Below are 16822 nucleotides of genomic sequence, written 5' to 3'. Positions count from 1 at the left end.
GGCGGGCCGGCGGGCGCGCTTCGCGAAAAGTCACAATCGACGACCGTAGTCCCAGGAACCGGCAATCCCGGCTATTTCCGACAGCTCATTTACGGTGACCCCCATGGACTGGCTGAAGAAACTCCCGGTGATCGGGCCACTGGTGGCCGCCGCGACGAGGACCCACGCCTGGCACTCCTACGAGCGCCTCGAACGCGTCCACTGGGCCCGGCTCGCCGCCGCGATCACCTTCATCAGCTTCCTCGCGCTCTTCCCGCTGTTCACCGTGGGCATCGCCGTCGGCGCCGCGCTGCTGAGCCCCGAGCAGCTCGCCAAGCTCCAGAAGAACCTCGCCCAACAGGTCCCCGGCATCTCCGACCAGCTGAACCTCGACGGACTCGCCGCCAACGCCGGCACCATCGGCCTCGTCGCGGGCGCCCTGCTCCTGTTCACCGGCATCGGCTGGGTCGGCTCCATGCGGGACTGCCTGCGCGCCGTCTGGGACAAGGACGACGAGGACCAGGGCAACCCCGTCGTCCGCAAGGGCAAGGACGCCCTCGTCCTGTTCGGACTCGGCGGCGTGGGCCTGGCCTCGGCCGCCGCGTCGATCCTCGGGGCCAGCGCGGTCGGCAAGTTCGGCGAGACCCTCGGCGTCCCGCGCGAGGGCGCGGGCGGCGCCCTGCTGCGCGCCGGCGCCTTCCTCGTCGGTGTGGTGGCGGCCTTCCTGGTGCTGCTCTACCTGCTCACCCTGCTGCCCGGCGTCGAACCACCGCGCGGCCGCCTGATCCAGGCCGCCCTGATCGGCGCGGCGGGCTTCGAACTGCTGAAACTGCTGCTCAGCGGCTATATGCGGGAGGTCGCCGGCAAGAGCATGTACGGGGCCTTCGGCGTGCCGATCGCCCTGCTGCTGTGGATCAACTTCTCGGCGAAGCTGCTCCTGTTCTGCTCCGCCTGGACGGCCGCCCGCGACGACGGCGAGAAGGACCCCGAGCCCGCGCGGGGCTAGCCCCGCTGGCCCCGGCGGCCGCCGCGCGGCCAGCGCCGGTTGACCACGAACGCCCCGCCCGCCAGGACCGCCAGCGCCCCGCCGGCGATGCCGAGGGCCGTGCCGACGCCGCTGCTGCCGGAGTCGTCACCGTTCGCCGACGCGTCGCTCTCGTGGGACTTGGCGGGCGAGCCGAGGGAGGTGGTGTCCGCGCTCTTCGGCGGCACGAGCTCGCCCACCGGCTTCACCTTCCCGACCGCCGCGAAACCCCAGTCGAAGAGCTCGGCGGTCTCCTCGTACACCGAGTTGACCCCGCCCGTGTCCGGGTTCATCACCGTGACCAGCAGCTTCTTGTCACCGCGCTGCGCCGCGCCCGTGAAGGTGGAGCCGGCCATCGTGGTGTTGCCGTTCTTCACGCCCGCGATGCCCTTGTACGGGGTGATGCCGCCGGCGCCCGTCATCAGCCGGTTGGTGTTCTGGATCTCGAAGAAGTCGCGCGGCCGGCCCGCCTCCTGCTTGCCCGGGAAGCGCGCGCTCACCGTCCCGCAGTACTCGCGGAAGTCCTGCTTCTGCAGTCCGGAGCGGGCGATGAGGGTGAGGTCGTAGGCGCTCGACACCTGCTCCGGGGCGTCGTAGCCGTCCGGCGAGATCACGTGGGTGTCCAGTGCCTGGAGCTCCTCGGCGTGCGCCTGCATGTCCTTGACGGTCTTGTCGATCCCGCCGTTCATGGCGGAGAGCACGTGCACGGCGTCGTTGCCGGACCGCAGGAACACGCCCAGCCACAGGTCGTGGACCGTGTACTCCTCGTCCTCCTTGACGCCCACCAGGCTGCTGCCCGCGCCGACGCCCGACATCTCCTGCTCGGAGACCCGGTGCACCTGGTCCTTGGGCAGGCTCGGCAGCACGGTGTCCGCGAACAGCATCTTCATGGTGGAGGCCGGGGGCAGCCGCCAGTGCGCGTTGTGCGCGGCGAGGACCTCGCCCGTCTCGGCATCGGCCACGATCCAGGAGCGGCCGGTGAGGTTCGCGGGCAGGGCCGGCGCCCCCGGCAGCAGGTTCACCTGCGTGCCCGGCTGGCCGAGCCGGGTCCCGCCGACCGTGGACATCGACGCGGGCGGCGCGGGCGCCGCCGGGGCCTTGGCAGGCCGGCCCTTCCCGCCCGCCGCGGGGGGCGCCGGCGCGGCGTGCGCGGGCGACACGATCATCGCGGGGACCAGCAGCGCGGCGGACAGGACCGTCAATGCGGTCTTTTTGGCAGACACGCAGGTGAACGTACATCCCGATGGGCTGTCCGCCCTCCCGGACCGGCCATCCGTGGAGAACCACCGCCGGTACGGCCCACCCCGGCGCGTCCGTCCTGGGGACGAATCCGATACTGGGGACATGAAACTCAGCCGCGCCGCCTCCTGGTTCCTGCTCGCCTTCGGAGTGTGGAGCTGGTTCATCTGGGTGTCCTTCGTCCGGAACTTGTGGAAGAACGGCAGCGGCCTGTCCTTCGACACGGCCGGCGACCCTACTGCGTACTTCTGGGTCCACCTTCTCCTCGCGGTCACGTCCTTTCTCCTGGGGACGGCCGTTGGTGTGATCGGGTTGCGTGGCGTGCGGGCCCTGCGGCGGGAATCACGATGACCGTCGTGGTGGTGGTCGTGGCGGTCGTCGCCGTACTGGTCCTGCTGGCGCTCGTGCACCGGTGGCTGTGGGTGCGGCTGGTCCGTGACACGACCCGGGCGGGCGGCGCGGCCCGCCGCACGGGCACCGTCCTCGCCTTCGCGCTGCCGGTGCTGGCACTGGCCGCCCTGACCGCCGGACGGGCCGGAGCGCCCTTCTGGCTCCAGCAGGTGGTGGCGTGGCCGGGGTACATGTGGCTGGCGGTGCTGCTGTACCTGACCATGGCGATGCTCGTGGCCGAACCGGCCCGCCGCCGGTGGCTGCGCCGCCTGGCCCGCACGGAGGCCGCTCCCGCGCCCCCCGGCCCCGGCGCACCGGACACCCCGGGAGGCCCCGCGACGACGTCCGACAATTGTCCGGATCTCGCGGGCCCGACGGCCGCGGGGGCCGCCGTTTCGCAGCCCGCAGGTGCGGGTGGTGCCGGGACCGTGCAGGGCGCGACGGCTGTCGGGGCGCAGGCTCCGCGGCCCGCGGGCGCGCACGGCGCCGGGACCCCGCAGACCGCGGGTGCGGGGGACCCGGCGGCCCCCGAGGCTGCGCAGTCCGCGAGTGCCGGAGGCGTTTCCGTCAGTCGGCGGGTGTTCGTCGCCCGGGTGGCCGGGGGTGCGGCCGCCGCGGCCGCGCTCGCGACCGTCGGGACGGGTACCTACGGGGTGCTCCGCGGCCCGCGCGTCAAGCGCGTGCAGGTCCCGCTCGCCCGGCTGCCCCGCGCGGCGCACGGGTTCCGGATCGCCGTCGTCAGCGACGTCCACCTCGGACCGGTCCTCGGCCGGGCCCACACCCAGCGCATCGTGGACACCGTCAACCGCACGCAGCCCGACCTCATCGCCGTCGTCGGTGACCTCGTCGACGGCAGCGTCCACGACCTCGGCCCCGCCGCCGAACCGCTGCGCCTGCTCCGCTCGCGCCTCGGCTCGTACTTCGTCACCGGCAACCACGAGTACTTCTCCGGCGCCCGCCAGTGGGTCGACCACGTCCGCGAGCTCGGCCTGACCCCCCTGGAGAACGCCCGCCGCGAGCTGCCCCACTTCGACCTCGCCGGGGTCAACGACGTGCAGGGGGAGAGCGAGGGCCAGGGCCCCGACTTCCGCGCGGCCCTCGGGGACCGCGACCGGTCCCGGACCGCGGTGCTCCTCGCCCACCAGCCGGTGGTCATCCACGACGCCGTCCGGCACGGCGTGGACCTCCAGCTCTCGGGGCACACCCACGGCGGCCAGCTGTGGCCCGGCAACTACCTGGCCGAGCTGGCCAATCCGACCGTCGCGGGCCTGGAGCGCTACGGCGACACCCAGCTCTACGTGTCCCGGGGAGCCGGTGCCTGGGGCCCGCCCGTCCGGGTCGGGGCGCCGTCCGACATCACGGTGGTGGAACTCGCCTCATACCAGGCCTGACCAGGCCCGACCGGGCATCGTGGACCTTCCCGTGGCCGATTTTCCGTGATGGGATGTCCGATAGTCGGATACCGGGTTCGGATGACGGGGTTCAGGGATGCGGTCTGTCCGCGCGAAGGTCATTGCGGCCGGGCTGGTCCTCGCGACCGCGGGCGTCGGCGCCTGGCAGCTGCTGCCCGAGGGTGACGACGGCCGGGGCTCGATCCGGGTCGGGACCACCGACGTGGTCTCCGCCCTCGACCCCGCCGGGGCCTACGACGCCGGTTCCTGGGCCCTGTTCAGCAACGTCTACCAGTCGCTCCTGACCATCGGGCCGGGCTCCGACACCCCCGTCCCGGACGCCGCGTCCGCCTGCCGGTTCATCGGTCAGAAGCTGATGACGTACCAGTGCGAGCTGCGCCCCGACCTGACCTTCCCGAGCGGCCGTGCGGTCACCGCGGCCGACGTGAAGTTCTCGTTCGACCGCATCAAGCAGATCAACTCGGACCAGGGCCCGGCCCCGCTCTTCAACACCCTGGAATCGGTCAAGGCCGACGGCCGCACCGTCACCTTCAACCTCTCGGCCCGCGACGCCACCTTCCCCTTCAAGATCGCGACGGGCGCCGCCTCGATCGTCGACAAGGACACCTACCCGGCCAAGGAGCTCCGCAAGGACGGCAAGGCCGACGGCTGCGGCCCGTACACCCTGGTCGCGTACAAGGCGGGCACGAGCGTCGACCTCAGGCCCAATCCCGCCTACCGGGGCCAGGGCAGGCCGGCCCGGGCGAGCGTCGCCGTCCGCTACTACAAGGACTCCGCCCAGCTCGACGCGGCCTGGCGGGACCACCAGGTCGAGGTGGCGCACCGGGACATGCCGCCCGCCGTCCTCGCCGGTCTCAACCCCGGTATGAAGGACACCCGGTACCAGGCCTCCGGCGGTACCGAGACCCGGAGCATCGTCTTCAACGTGCGCCCCGGCTCGGGCGCCGCGAAGCCCGCCGTCCGGCAGGCGGTGGCCGCGGTGCTGGACCGCTCGAAGATCGCCGGGGACATCCACAAGGGCACCGTCACCCCGCTGTACTCGCTGGTCCCGGCGGGCATCGCCGCGCACGGCACGCCCTTCTTCGACGCCTATCCCGCGCCGAACGGCCTGACCGCCCGCAAGATCCTCAAGGACGCCCTGATCACCGCCCCCGTCCCGCTGACCCTCGGCGTCAACGCGCGCGGCGTGAACCTCGCCGAGGCCGAGGAGATCAAGCGGCAGCTGGAGTCGACGAACCTGTTCCAGGTGAAGATCAAGCCGGTCGAGGTCTGGGGGGACTTCCAGAAGGCCTACGCGGCCGGGCAGTTCGACGCCTACACGATCGGCTGGATCGCCGACTTCCCGGACGCGGACAACTTCCTCGCGCCGCTGGTCGGCGCGGGCTCCAGCATGAACAACGGCTTCTCCGACAAGGCCGTGGACGAACTGATCACCCGCACCCAGTCCTTCTCGGACCGCGGCGGGGCGGCCGGCGACTTCCGGGAGCTCCAGCGGCTGGTCTCCCAGCAGGTCCCGATGCTGCCGATCTGGCAGAAGAAGGACTACGTCATGTCCCGCGAGGCCGTCACCGGCGCGCAGTACCTCTCCGACGGCACGGGCGTGTGGCGCCTGTGGGAGCTCAACTGGATGTAGGCGCCGGGTCGGCGGCGGTGTCCCCGTGCGCCAGCAGGAGGGTCTGCAGGGCCTCGGCGACCGCGCTCGACGTGGCCCGGTCCAGGGGGGCGAGCAGCTCCGCGTAGTGCTTGAGGTGCCCCTCCATCACGCTCTCGCAGAGCGCGCGGCCCGGCTCGGTCAGCCGGATCCGCACCGAGCGGCGGTCCACGTCGTCACGGACCCGCTCGACCAGGCCCTTGGCCTCCAGCCGGTCGATCCGGTTGGTGATCGCGCCCGAGGTCACCATCGCGGCCGGTACCAGCGCGCCGGCGGTCAGCGCGTACGGCGGGCCCGAGCGGCGCAGGCTGGCGAGCACGTCGAACTCGCCCACCTCCAGGCCGTGTCCGGCCATGAAGGCCTTCAGCTGCTTGTCGATGATCCGGGTCATCCGCTGGATGCGGGCGAGCACCTCTACGGGCCAGAGCTCCTCCGCGAGGTCGGGCCGCTCCGTCTGCCACTGGCCGATGAACGTGGCCACCGTGTCCTTCTCCATGCCCACAGATTACCTCAACGTTAAGACACTTGACGTTGAGGCAGTCTCTCTGTTTTTATTTCAACGTTGAGATTGTCAAGGTTGAGATGTGAAGGGGAGTGGGTCATCCATGACGGTCACCACCGGCACCACCACCGTGAAGGCTTCCGGGACGGCCGCCGCCGCACCCGCCGGGGCGCCCGTCCCCGTCCTGTGGCTCGCCCTGCTGGCCACCCCCATCGCCGCCGGGGCCAACGCGCCGGTACTGATCCTCCCGGACATGGCCCGCTCCCTGGGCGTTTCCACGGGCGGTGCCGCCTGGCTGCTCACCGCCTTCGGCTGGGCCATGGCCGTCGGCACCCCGCTGCTCGCCGGGCTGCTGCGCCGCCGGGGCCTGCCCGCGGTGCTGCGACTGTCCACCCTGCTCGTCCTGGCCGGCACCCTGCTGGTCGCCGTCTCCCCGTGGCTCGCGCTCACGCTGCTCGGCCGCTGCGCCCAGGCCGCCGGCGGCGCCGGGCTGGTGGCCGCGGCGATCAGCCTGGCCGGCACCGCCCGCCGGATGGGCGTCATCAGCGCCGGGTTCGGGATGCTCGGCGCCGCCGGGCCGCTGCTCGGCAAGGCCCTCGCGGACGGGGCGTCCTGGCGGATCGCCCTCACCGTCTCGGCGCTCTCGCTGCTCGCGGTACCCGCCGTCGGCCGCCGCGCCGGGGCGGCGAACCCGCCCGTGCCCGGCCGCTTCGACGGCCGGGGCGCCGCCCTGCTGACCGCACTCGCCACCGCCCTGGTCCTGCTGCCGACCGCGCCGCTCGCCGCCCTCGGCGGGGCCCTCGTCGCCGCCGCGCTGCTCGCCCTGCACGTCCGCCGCCGCCCCGAGGGGTTCGTGCCCGCCGCCCTGCTGCGCCGGCCCGTCTTCGTGGTCTCGGCCCTGCTGGCGCTCGCCCTGTCGGCGTCCTACTTCACCCTGCTCTTCTCGGTGCCCCGGCTGCTCGCCGACCGCGCCGGCTGGGACACCGCCTCCGCCGGGACCGGACAGCTGGTCGCCCTGCTCACCGGATCGGCGCTGTCCTGGCTGCTCGCCGCCGCCTCGGCCCGCATGAGCCGCGCGGCCGTCCGTACGGTGCTCGTCTCCCTCGGGGCCCTGGCCGCCCTCGCCGGGATCTTCGCCACCTCGGGCCCGCTGCTGCTGGTCGCCACCGCGGTGGGGGTCTTCACCGCCAGCGCCGCCAACGCCGTCCTGTCCACCCACGCGGTGGCCGCCGCCCCCGACCCGGCCCAGCGCCCGTCCGCCATCGGTCTGTTCACCCTCTGCTACCAGCTGGGCGGCGCCTTCGGGCCGGCCGTCGCCGCCCTGCTGGTCCTGGGTGCCTGAGTCCTGGGTGCCTGCGGGGAGCGGGAAGCGGGCCTGGGACCCTCACTCCTCGCCGGGGTGCGGGTCCGAGGCCCGCTTGCCGCGCGAGACCGCCGTCTGGGCCATGCCCGGCAGGAAGTCCGCGAACAGCTCGTGCACCTCCCGCACCAGCGGCCGCAGCACACGGAAGCGGGCCAGGACGATGCCCCGCGTCGTCAGCTGCGCGCCGCGCTCGGCCAGCCGCCGCGTCTTCTCGCTGTCGGGGGAGCGGTCGAAGACCCAGTACAGGACCAGGCCCATCTGCGAGAGCCACATCAGCTCGGGCAGGACGTCGGCCAGTTCGGCCGGCACCTTGGTCTTCGCCCCGGCCAGCACCTCGCGGTGCATGTCGATCGCGGCCTTGCGGGCCGGCTCCGACTCGGGGGAGAAGGGGCTGAGCGGGCTCTCCGGGTCCGCCGCGTTCTTGAAGAACTGCGAAGCGAACTCGTGGTACGGCGCCGCGATGTCCAGCCAGCTCGTCAGGACCCCCGCGAGCCGCTTCTGGAGATCGGTCTCCTGGTCCAGGATCGGCCGGACCGCCTTCTGGTGCGCGGCGCCGATCCGGTCGTAGAAGCCCTGGACCAGGTGTTCCTTCGACTCGAAGTAGTAGTACGCGTTGCCGACCGAGACCCCCGCCTCCTTGGCGATGCCCCGCATGGTCGTCTTGTCGAAGCCGCGCTCCTGGAAGAGCCTCAATGCGGTTTCGAGGATGAGCGTGCGGGTCTGCTCGCTCTTGGGCGCCTTCTGATCTGTCACGGTGTCCGACCTTATCGGGGTACGGAGCACTGCTCGTCACAGGCCGGTGCTCCGGGCTCCGCCCCGGAATCGCTGCGCACCGCGTGCCGGATGGCGGCGGCCGTGTACATGGCGGCCTTGGCGAAGGGCCGGCCGGCCGGGGTCGCCAGCCAGTTCGCCTTCGGCCGGTGTTCGGCCAGCGCCCACAGGCACACGATGAAGGCGTCCGTCCCGGTCCACACCTGTCCCTGGTCCCCGATCACGGTGATCTCCCGCAGGGTCTCGGCGTGTGCGAGCCCGGGGAACCGCCGCCGCGCCTCGGCGGACGCGGCGGGCACGAGCAGGAGCGGTACGAGGTGGCGCTGCCCGAGCAGCCAGTGCCGGATGTGCACGCACACCGGGCAGTCCGCGTCGTAGAGGACGGTCAGGTGGCGCATGCGGCCCCGTACGGTCCGCGCCACCGGTCAGGCCCCGGCCGGAGTGGTCCAGGCCTGCGGGACGACCGGCGGGGTCTGGCGGCGCTCCATGATCCCGCGGCGGCGCATCTTGTTGAGCACCCACACGTTGCCCAGGTGCATGACGCCGAGGAGGAGCAGGACGACGCCGATCTTCACCGACAGCGCCTCGAAGAGGCCGCGGGCGTCGAGGATCGTCTCCCCCGAGCGCAGGTAGAGGGTCACGAAGCCGATGTTCACGAGGTAGAACCCGACCACCAGGAGGTGGTTGACGGCGTCCGCGAGCTTCTCGTTGCCCTGCAGCACGTCGCCGATGAAGACGCGGCCGTTGCGGCTGAGCGTACGGGCCACCCAGACGGTGAGTCCGATGCTGATGACCAGGTAGATGACGTACGCGACCACGGTGAGGTCCATTGCCCTCAGCCCCCTTTGAACGTGTTCAACTGCTGACGTCGCTGACTCTAGCCCTCTTTTTGAACAGGTTCAAGCCTTCCTTTTCCCCGGCTCCCGCGGCGGTCCCCGTGCGATGCTGGAAGGCATGAACCTGGAGGACCTGGTCCGTCTGCGCCGCGCCCGGGACGCGATGGACCGCGACTACGCGCAGCCGCTCGACGTCCCGGCACTGGCCAAGGTCGCCCTCATGTCACCCGGGCACTTCTCCCGCAGCTTCCGCGCCGCCTACGGGGAGACCCCCTACAGCTACCTGATGACCCGCCGCGTCGAGCGGGCCAAGGCCCTGCTGCGCCGCGGCGACATGAGCGTGACGGACGTCTGCTTCGCGGTCGGCTGCACCTCGCTCGGGTCGTTCAGCTCCCGCTTCAGCGAACTCGTCGGCGAGAGCCCCAGCGCCTACCGGGCCCGCTCCCACGAGGACGGCGCCGCGGTCCCGGCCTGCGTCGCGAAGGTCTCCACGCGACCGGTCAGGAACGGAGAAGCGAAATCGGCCGCCCCCTCGTAGCGTCGAGGCATGACCATCAACCTTTCGCAGTGCTTCATCGCCGTCGACGACCACGACAAGGCGCTCGCCTTCTACCGCGACGTCCTGGGCCTGGAGGTCCGTAACGACGTCGGGTTCGAGGGGATGCGCTGGGTGACCGTCGGGTCCCCCGAGCAGCCCGACGTGGAGATCGTCCTCGAACCCCCGCTCGCCGACCCCGGCGCCTCGCCCGCCGACCGGCAGGCCATGGCGGAACTGCTGGCCAAGGGCCTGCTGCGCGGCGTGATCTTCTCCACCGACGACGTCGACGCCACCTTCGAACGCCTCCGGGCGGCCGGCGCGGACGTGCTCCAGGAGCCGATCGACCAGCCGTACGGCGTCCGCGACTGCGCCTTCCGCGACCCGGCGGGCAACATGCTCCGCTTCACCCAGCCCCGCAAGAGCTAGAGCCAGAGCCAGAGCCAGAGCCAGAGGGAGACACCACACGATGAGCAGGGCCACGAGGACGGGCACGCCGGCGCCGGCGCCGGTGCCGCACGCGGCGGACAGCCACGATCTGATCCGGGTGCACGGCGCACGCGTGAACAACCTCAAGGACGTCAGCGTCGAGCTCCCCAAGCGCCGCCTGACGGTGTTCACCGGTGTCTCCGGCTCCGGCAAGAGCTCCCTGGTCTTCGGCACGATCGCCGCCGAGTCCCAACGGCTGATCAACGAGACCTACAGCGCCTTCGTCCAGGGCTTCATGCCCACGCTGGCCCGCCCCGAGGTCGACGTCCTCGAAGGACTGACGACCGCGATCATCGTCGACCAGCAGCGGATGGGTGCCGACCCCCGCTCCACGGTCGGCACCGCCACCGACGCCAACGCCATGCTCCGCATCCTCTTCAGCCGCCTCGGCCGGCCGCACATCGGCTCGCCCAAGGCCTTCTCCTTCAACGTCGCCTCGATCAGCGGCGCGGGCGCGGTCACCGTGGAGCGCGGCGGGCAGACCGTCAAGGAGCGCCGCAGCTTCAGCATCACCGGCGGCATGTGCCCGCGCTGCGAGGGCCGCGGCTCCGTCAGCGACATCGACCTCACCGCGCTCTACGACGACACCAAGTCCCTGAACGAGGGTGCGCTGACCATCCCCGGCTACAGCATGGACGGCTGGTACGGGCGCATCTTCGCGGGCTGCGGCTTCTTCGACCCGGACAAGCCGATCCGCAAGTACACCAAGCGGGAGCTGGCGGACCTGCTCCACAAGGAACCGACCAAGATCAAGGTCGACGGGATCAACCTGACCTACGAGGGCCTGATCCCCAAGCTCCGCAAGTCGATGCTGTCGAAGGACGTCGACGCCCTCCAGCCCCACGTCCGGGCCTTCGTCGAGCGGGCGGTCGCCTTCGCCGTCTGCCCCGACTGCGACGGCACCCGGCTCAGCGAAGGCGCCCGCTCCTCGAAGATCCGGGGGATCTCCATCGCCGACGCCTGCGCGATGCAGATCAGCGACCTCGCCGCATGGGTCGCCGCCCTCGACGACCCCTCGGTGGCCCCGCTCCTGGCCACGCTGCGCCAGACCCTCGACTCGTTCGTGGAGATCGGGCTGGGCTACCTCTCGCTCGCCCGCCCCGCGGGCACGCTCTCGGGCGGGGAGGCGCAGCGCGTCAAGATGATCCGCCACCTCGGCTCCTCGCTCACCGACACCACCTACGTCTTCGACGAGCCCACCACGGGCCTGCACCCGCACGACATCCAGCGGATGAACGGGCTGCTGCTGCGCCTTCGGGACAAGGGCAACACCGTCCTCGTCGTGGAGCACAAGCCGGAGGTCATCGCGATCGCCGACCACGTCGTCGACCTCGGCCCGGGCGCCGGTTCGGGCGGCGGCACCGTCTGCTTCGAGGGCACCGTCGAGGGGCTGCGGGCCGGCGGCACCGTCACCGGCCGCCACTTCGACGACCGGGCCAAGGTCAAGGCGGAGGTCCGCGAGCCCAGCGGGGTGCTGGAGATCCGCGGCGCGAGCACGAACAACCTGCGGGACGTCGACGTCGACGTGCCGCTGGGGGTGCTCACCGTCGTCACGGGCGTCGCGGGCTCGGGCAAGAGCTCGCTCGTGCACGGGTCGCTGACCGCCGGCTCCGCGGCCGAGGGCGTGGTCTCGATCGACCAGGGCCCCATCCGCGGTTCCCGCCGGAGCAACCCGGCGACGTACACGGGACTCCTCGACCCGATCCGCAAGGCCTTCGCCAAGGCCAACGGCGTGAAGCCGGCGCTGTTCAGCGCCAACTCCGAGGGCGCCTGCCCCACCTGCAACGGCGCCGGGGTCGTCTACACCGACCTGGCGATGATGGCGGGCGTGGCGGCCCCCTGCGAGGAGTGCGACGGCAAGCGGTTCCACGCCTCGGTGCTGGAACACCGCTTCGGGGGCCGCGACATCAGCGAGGTGCTCGCGATGTCGGTCACCGAGGCCGAGGAGTTCTTCGGCGTGGGCGAGGCCCGCACCCCGGCGGCGCACCGCGTCCTGACCCGGCTCGCCGACGTCGGCCTCGGCTACCTCAGCCTGGGCCAGCCGCTCACCACGCTGTCCGGCGGCGAGCGGCAGCGGCTGAAGCTGGCCACGCACATGGGGGAGAAGGGCGGGGTCTACGTCCTGGACGAGCCGACCGCCGGCCTGCACCTCGCCGACGTCGAGCAGCTGCTCGGCCTGCTCGACCGGCTGGTCGACTCCGGCAAGTCGGTCATCGTGGTGGAGCACCACCAGGCGGTCATGGCGCACGCCGACTGGATCATCGACCTCGGCCCCGGCGCCGGCCACGACGGCGGCACGGTCGTCTTCGAGGGCACCCCCGCCGACCTGGTCGCCACCCGCCCCACCCTCACGGGCGAACACCTCGCGGCCTACGTCGGCGCCTGACCGGGGCGGGCAGGTGGCCCGCGCCGGCGGTCAGAACGCGGCTTCGACGAAGTCCTCGGCCCGCCGGCGCTGCCTGTCCGCGTCGTCGCCGACCGCCGTGTACGAGTAGACCAGGACGCGCTTGCCGTCCTGGGTGCCGAACAGGCCGTTGACGCCCCCGGCCTTGGAGCCGGTCGTCCGGCGCCATCAGCCGCGCCAGGGCCTGACGGTCGACCGGCGCGGGGCCGTGCAGGGCGGAGCCCACCGCGGACGGCCGCGTTCCGGCGCCGGCGAGTCCGGTCCAACGGGCTGCGCGGGGCGGGAGTTCATGGGGTTCGTCATGCCCACCACTGTGCGCCGAAGGAGATCGCCGAACCATGGGGCCCACCCCTGACCCGCCCCTGAGCGGTCCCTGGGACCTCGTCTAGGGGCGCGTCAGGGTCTCGGTGATCTCCAGCCCCTTGGCCGGCCCGTCGGGGACGACGACGGGGGTCCCGTACGCGACGGTGGTCTTCGTGGCGTACGTGGCCCTCTCCGGGTCCGGCCCGCTGAACACGGTCACCGTGCCCTGGTCGTCGAAGTCGTCGATGACGAGGTAGACGGGGATCCCGGCCTGGGCGTACCAGCGGCGCTTGCGGATGTGGTCCCGGCGGTGGGCCTCCTTGCCGGGGGAGACGACCTCGGCGACGAGGGCGACACGGGTGGCGTCCACGCCGAGTCCCTCCTCGTCCGGGATCTCGTCCAGGTCCTCGGGTCCCACGAAGAGGTCGGGAATGCAGATCTTCCTGCCGTGAATGAGGTTGCCGTCCTGGAAGGCCTGCAGATCACCGTTCGCGAGATGGGCCTCCAGGGCCCTGCGCAGACGGTTGGTCAGGACGGTGTGACGGCGGCGGCCGGTGGGAGACACCTCGATGGACCCTTCGATGATCTCGGCCCGGTAGCCCTCCGGAAGGTCCATCGCCTTCCAGGCCTGCCAGAGGACCTCGTCGAGACCTGGGTCGCACGGCGCCTCGTGGGCGAGAGCGGACATGGAAAGCACCTCCTTCTCTCAGTGTGGGTGCGGACGGCGCTCCGGTTCAAGCGACGCCGGTCACCGTACCGCCGTACGTGGTGCCGCTCGTCCGATGAAAGGTTCTTCCGTCCGCCCCTTCACCTCCCGGAGTGAACGGACGCGACGAGGCCCCGCTCCCCTGGAGATGTTCCGGGGAGCGGGGCCTCGTACGTCGGACTACGACAGAGAAGGCTAGAAGCGGCGCGTGATCAGGGCGCGCTTGACTTCCTGGATGGCCTTCGTGACCTCGATGCCGCGGGGGCACGCGTCGGTGCAGTTGAAGGTCGTGCGGCAGCGCCACACGCCGTCCTTGTCGTTCAGGATCTCCAGCCGCTGCTCGCCGGCCTCGTCGCGCGAGTCGAAGATGAAGCGGTGGGCGTTGACGATCGCCGCCGGGCCGAAGTACTGGCCGTCGTTCCAGAACACCGGGCACGAGGACGTGCACGCGGCGCACAGGATGCACTTGGTGGTGTCGTCGAAGCGCTCGCGGTCCTCGGCGGACTGCAGGCGCTCACGCGTCGGCTCGTTGCCCTTGGTGACCAGGAACGGCATGACATCGCGGTACGCCTGGAAGAAGGGCTCCATGTCGACCACGAGGTCCTTCATCACCGTGAGGCCCTTGATGGCCTCGACGGTGATCGGCTTCTCCGGGTTGATGTCCTTGATCAGCGTCTTGCAGGCGAGCCTGTTCTTGCCGTTGATCCGCATCGCGTCGGAGCCGCAGATGCCGTGCGCGCAGGAGCGGCGGAAGGTCAGCGTGCCGTCGAGGTCCCACTTGATCTTGTGGAGACCGTCGAGCACGCGCTCCTTCGGGTCGATCTCGACCTGGAAGTCCTGCCAGGTCGACTCGTCCGAGATCTCCGGGTTGAACCGGCGGATCCGGAAGGTGACCGTGATGAACGGCGAGGCGGCGGCCGCCGCCTCCATCTTGTCCAGGGTGGGGGTGGCCATCAGTACTTACGCTCCATCGGCTGGTAGCGGGTGACGACGACGGGCTTGTAGTCAAGACGGACGGAGTCCTTGCCGTCGGCGCCGACCTCGCGGTACGCCATGGTGTGGCGCATGAAGTTGACGTCGTCGCGGTTCGGGTAGTCCTCGCGGTAGTGACCTCCGCGGGACTCCTTGCGCGCCAGGGCGGACACGGCCATGACCTCGGCCAGGTCGAGCAGGTTGCCCAGCTCGATGGCCTCCAGCAGGTCCGTGTTGAAGCGCTTGCCCTTGTCCTGGACGGACACGTTCTTGTAGCGCTCGCGCAGCTCCGCGATCTTCTCGACCGCGGTCTTGATGGTCTGCTCCGTACGGAACACCATCACGCACGCGTCCATCGTCTCCTGGAGCTCCAGGCGCAGGTCGGCGACCCGCTCCTTGCCCGTGGAGTTGCGCAGGTGCTCGACGAGGTCGGCGACCTGCTGCGCCGGGTTCTCCGGCAGCTCGACGAAGTCGTTCTCGGCCGAGTACTTCGCCGCCGCGATGCCGGAGCGCTTGCCGAAGACGTTGATGTCCAGCAGCGAGTTGGTGCCCAGGCGGTTGGCGCCGTGCACCGACACGCACGCGACCTCGCCGGCCGCGTACAGGCCCGGGACGACGGTGGTGTTGTCCGCCAGGACCTCACCCTCGACGTTGGTCGGGATGCCGCCCATGGCGTAGTGCGCGGTGGGCTGGATCGGGATCGGGTCCGTGTACGGCTCGATGCCCAGGTAGGTGCGCGCGAACTCCGTGATGTCCGGGAGCTTCGCGTCCAGCTGCTCCGGCGGGAGGTGCGTCAGGTCCAGGTACACGTGGTCGCCGGCCGGACCGCAGCCGCGGCCCTCACGGATCTCCGTGTAGATGGAGCGCGAGACGACGTCACGGGACGCGAGGTCCTTCATGACCGGCGCGTACTTCTCCATGAAGCGCTCGCCGTCCTTGTTGCGGAGGATGCCGCCCTCACCGCGGGCGCCCTCCGTCAGCAGGATGCCCATGCGCCAGATGCCCGTCGGGTGGAACTGGAAGAACTCCATGTCCTCCAGCGGCAGGCCGCGGCGGTAGCAGGCCGCCTGGCCGTCACCCGTGAGGGTGTGCGCGTTGGAGGTCACCTTGAAGAACTTGCCGGTGCCGCCGGAGGCGTAGATGACGGCCTTCGCCTGGAAGATGTGGATCTCACCGGTGGCCAGCTCGTACGCGACCACACCGGCGGACTTCTTCACGCCGTCGACCTCGACCAGCAGCTGGTCCAGGACGTAGAACTCGTTGAAGAACTCCACGCCCTCCTTGACGCAGTTCTGGTACAGCGTCTGGAGGATCATGTGGCCCGTGCGGTCCGCGGCGTAGCAGGACCGGCGGACCGGCGCCTCGCCGTGGTTGCGGGAGTGACCGCCGAAGCGGCGCTGGTCGATGGTGCCGTCCGGGGTGCGGTTGAACGGCAGGCCCATCTTTTCGAGGTCGAGGACCGCGTCGATGGCCTCCTTCGCCAGGATCTCGGCGGCGTCCTGGTCGACCAGGTAGTCACCGCCCTTGACCGTGTCGAAGGTGTGCCACTCCCAGTTGTCGTCCTCCACGTTGGCCAGCGCGGCGGCCATGCCGCCCTGCGCGGCGCCCGTGTGGGAGCGGGTGGGGTACAGCTTCGTCAGCACGGCGGTGCGGCTGCGCTTCGTCGCCTCGATGGCGGCGCGCATGCCGGCGCCGCCGGCGCCGACGATGACGGTGTCGTACTTGTGGATCTTCATGGGATTCGCCTCAGCCCCGTTGCCTAGCGGATGTTCGGGTCGAAGGTGAAGATCACCAGCGTGCCCAGAAGGATGGTGAACACCGTGGCGGTGTAGAGCAGGCCCTTCAGCCACAGCCGCGTGTTGGCGCGCTCCGCGTAGTCGTTGATGACGGTACGCAGACCGTTGGCGCCGTGCAGCATGGCCAGCCACAGCATCAGCAGGTCCCAGACCTGCCAGAACGGGGACGCCCAGCGACCGGCGACGAACGCGAAGCCGATCTTGGAGACACCGCCGTCCAGCACCAGCTGGATGACGAGGTGGCCGATGACGAGGACGACCAGCACGATGCCCGAGAGGCGCATGAAGAGCCACGCGGCCATCTCGAAGTTGCCGCGGGTCGAGCGCGGCGTCTTGCCGGTCCGCTTGCGCGGGGCCTCGATGTACGGCGCCGGGTTCTCGACGTCGTAGAGGGAGACGCCCTCCACGTCACCGATCGCCCGGGCGGAAGAAGTGTCAGAAGACATGCGT

Annotated in this window: 17 protein-coding genes; 8 read left to right on the top strand and 9 right to left on the bottom strand. The window is 71.2% G+C overall.

What is annotated here, in order from left to right:
- The first annotated feature begins 103 nt into the window (after positions 1 to 103).
- Positions 104 to 985 (top strand): YihY/virulence factor BrkB family protein, encoded by an 882-nt coding sequence (locus SLAV_RS15125; protein ID WP_030230970.1) that lies wholly within the window; start codon positions 104 to 106, stop codon positions 983 to 985.
- Here SLAV_RS15125 and SLAV_RS15120 read toward each other — a convergent pair.
- On the bottom strand, positions 982 to 2226 hold the full coding sequence (locus SLAV_RS15120) for a D-alanyl-D-alanine carboxypeptidase family protein (protein WP_037687458.1): 1245 nt from the start codon (positions 2224 to 2226) through the stop codon (positions 982 to 984). The two genes, SLAV_RS15125 and SLAV_RS15120, sit on opposite strands and share 4 nt — an antisense overlap.
- 121 nt (positions 2227 to 2347) lie before the next feature.
- On the opposite strand from SLAV_RS15120, the gene SLAV_RS15115 reads away from it, so the two are divergent.
- From SLAV_RS15115 to SLAV_RS15105, 3 genes are all read left to right on the top strand, one after another.
- The gene (locus tag SLAV_RS15115) at positions 2348 to 2593 is read left to right on the top strand and encodes an SCO4848 family membrane protein (protein ID WP_030230975.1); all 246 of its coding nucleotides are present in this window, start codon (positions 2348 to 2350) and stop codon (positions 2591 to 2593) included.
- Complete coding sequence (locus tag SLAV_RS15110; protein ID WP_030230978.1) at positions 2590 to 4023, top strand: metallophosphoesterase; 1434 nt, start codon at positions 2590 to 2592, stop codon at positions 4021 to 4023. Before SLAV_RS15115 ends, SLAV_RS15110 begins: the two co-directional genes overlap by 4 nt.
- Before the next feature lie 97 nt (positions 4024 to 4120).
- Entirely contained in the window at positions 4121 to 5677 is a 1557-nt protein-coding gene (locus SLAV_RS15105) for an ABC transporter substrate-binding protein (protein ID WP_030230980.1), read from the top strand.
- Here SLAV_RS15105 and SLAV_RS15100 read toward each other — a convergent pair.
- Entirely contained in the window at positions 5664 to 6191 is a 528-nt protein-coding gene (locus SLAV_RS15100; protein ID WP_030230983.1) for a MarR family winged helix-turn-helix transcriptional regulator, read from the bottom strand. The genes SLAV_RS15105 and SLAV_RS15100 overlap by 14 nt on opposite strands.
- A 109-nt stretch (positions 6192 to 6300) precedes the next feature.
- On the opposite strand from SLAV_RS15100, the gene SLAV_RS15095 reads away from it, so the two are divergent.
- On the top strand, positions 6301 to 7539 hold the full coding sequence (locus SLAV_RS15095) for an MFS transporter (protein ID WP_030230985.1): 1239 nt from the start codon (positions 6301 to 6303) through the stop codon (positions 7537 to 7539).
- Between the two features lie 42 nt (positions 7540 to 7581).
- Here the strand turns inward: SLAV_RS15095 and SLAV_RS15090 are convergent, their stop codons facing one another.
- The 3 genes from SLAV_RS15090 to SLAV_RS15080 are packed head-to-tail and all read right to left on the bottom strand — an operon-like array spanning position 7582 to position 9161.
- Positions 7582 to 8313 carry a TetR family transcriptional regulator gene (locus SLAV_RS15090; RefSeq protein WP_030230988.1) on the bottom strand — a complete coding sequence of 244 codons (732 nt, stop codon included), beginning with the start codon at positions 8311 to 8313 and terminating at the stop codon, positions 7582 to 7584.
- An 11-nt stretch (positions 8314 to 8324) separates the two neighbouring features.
- Entirely contained in the window at positions 8325 to 8729 is a 405-nt protein-coding gene (locus SLAV_RS15085; protein ID WP_037687460.1) for a thiol-disulfide oxidoreductase DCC family protein, read from the bottom strand.
- A 27-nt stretch (positions 8730 to 8756) separates the two neighbouring features.
- Positions 8757 to 9161 (bottom strand): hypothetical protein, encoded by a 405-nt coding sequence (locus tag SLAV_RS15080; protein WP_030230998.1) that lies wholly within the window; start codon positions 9159 to 9161, stop codon positions 8757 to 8759.
- A gap of 124 nt (positions 9162 to 9285) precedes the next feature.
- Between SLAV_RS15080 and SLAV_RS15075 the strand changes: the two genes are divergently transcribed.
- The 3 genes from SLAV_RS15075 to SLAV_RS15065 are packed head-to-tail and all read left to right on the top strand — an operon-like array spanning position 9286 to position 12577.
- A complete protein-coding gene (locus SLAV_RS15075) occupies positions 9286 to 9705 on the top strand; it encodes a helix-turn-helix domain-containing protein (protein ID WP_030231000.1) in 420 nt (139 codons plus the stop codon).
- 9 nt (positions 9706 to 9714) lie between these two features.
- A complete protein-coding gene (locus tag SLAV_RS15070) occupies positions 9715 to 10131 on the top strand; it encodes a VOC family protein (RefSeq protein ID WP_030231003.1) in 417 nt (138 codons plus the stop codon).
- Positions 10132 to 10171: 40 nt separating this feature from the next.
- On the top strand, positions 10172 to 12577 hold the full coding sequence (locus SLAV_RS15065) for an ATP-binding cassette domain-containing protein (protein ID WP_030231005.1): 2406 nt from the start codon (positions 10172 to 10174) through the stop codon (positions 12575 to 12577).
- A gap of 403 nt (positions 12578 to 12980) precedes the next feature.
- Here SLAV_RS15065 and SLAV_RS15060 read toward each other — a convergent pair whose 3' ends face one another.
- The 4 genes from SLAV_RS15060 to SLAV_RS15045 all read right to left on the bottom strand — a co-directional run bounded on the left by SLAV_RS15060 (position 12981) and on the right by SLAV_RS15045 (position 16818).
- Positions 12981 to 13586 (bottom strand): Uma2 family endonuclease, encoded by a 606-nt coding sequence (locus SLAV_RS15060; RefSeq protein WP_030231008.1) that lies wholly within the window; start codon positions 13584 to 13586, stop codon positions 12981 to 12983.
- A 213-nt stretch (positions 13587 to 13799) separates the two neighbouring features.
- Positions 13800 to 14558 (bottom strand): succinate dehydrogenase iron-sulfur subunit, encoded by a 759-nt coding sequence (locus SLAV_RS15055; RefSeq protein ID WP_030231011.1) that lies wholly within the window; start codon positions 14556 to 14558, stop codon positions 13800 to 13802.
- Positions 14558 to 16312, bottom strand: coding sequence for a succinate dehydrogenase flavoprotein subunit (gene sdhA / locus SLAV_RS15050; protein ID WP_030231012.1), 1755 nt, complete (start codon positions 16310 to 16312; stop codon positions 14558 to 14560). Before sdhA ends, SLAV_RS15055 begins: the two co-directional genes overlap by 1 nt.
- A 23-nt stretch (positions 16313 to 16335) precedes the next feature.
- The gene (locus SLAV_RS15045; protein WP_030231015.1) at positions 16336 to 16818 is read right to left on the bottom strand and encodes a succinate dehydrogenase hydrophobic membrane anchor subunit; all 483 of its coding nucleotides are present in this window, start codon (positions 16816 to 16818) and stop codon (positions 16336 to 16338) included.
- Positions 16819 to 16822 lie beyond the last annotated feature (4 nt).

The organism is Streptomyces lavendulae subsp. lavendulae (genome assembly GCF_002803845.1).
Lineage (GTDB): Bacteria > Actinomycetota > Actinomycetes > Streptomycetales > Streptomycetaceae > Streptomyces > Streptomyces lavendulae.
The sequence above is the reverse complement of the archived record's forward strand: the minus strand, read 5'-3'. Positions and strand labels throughout refer to the sequence as shown.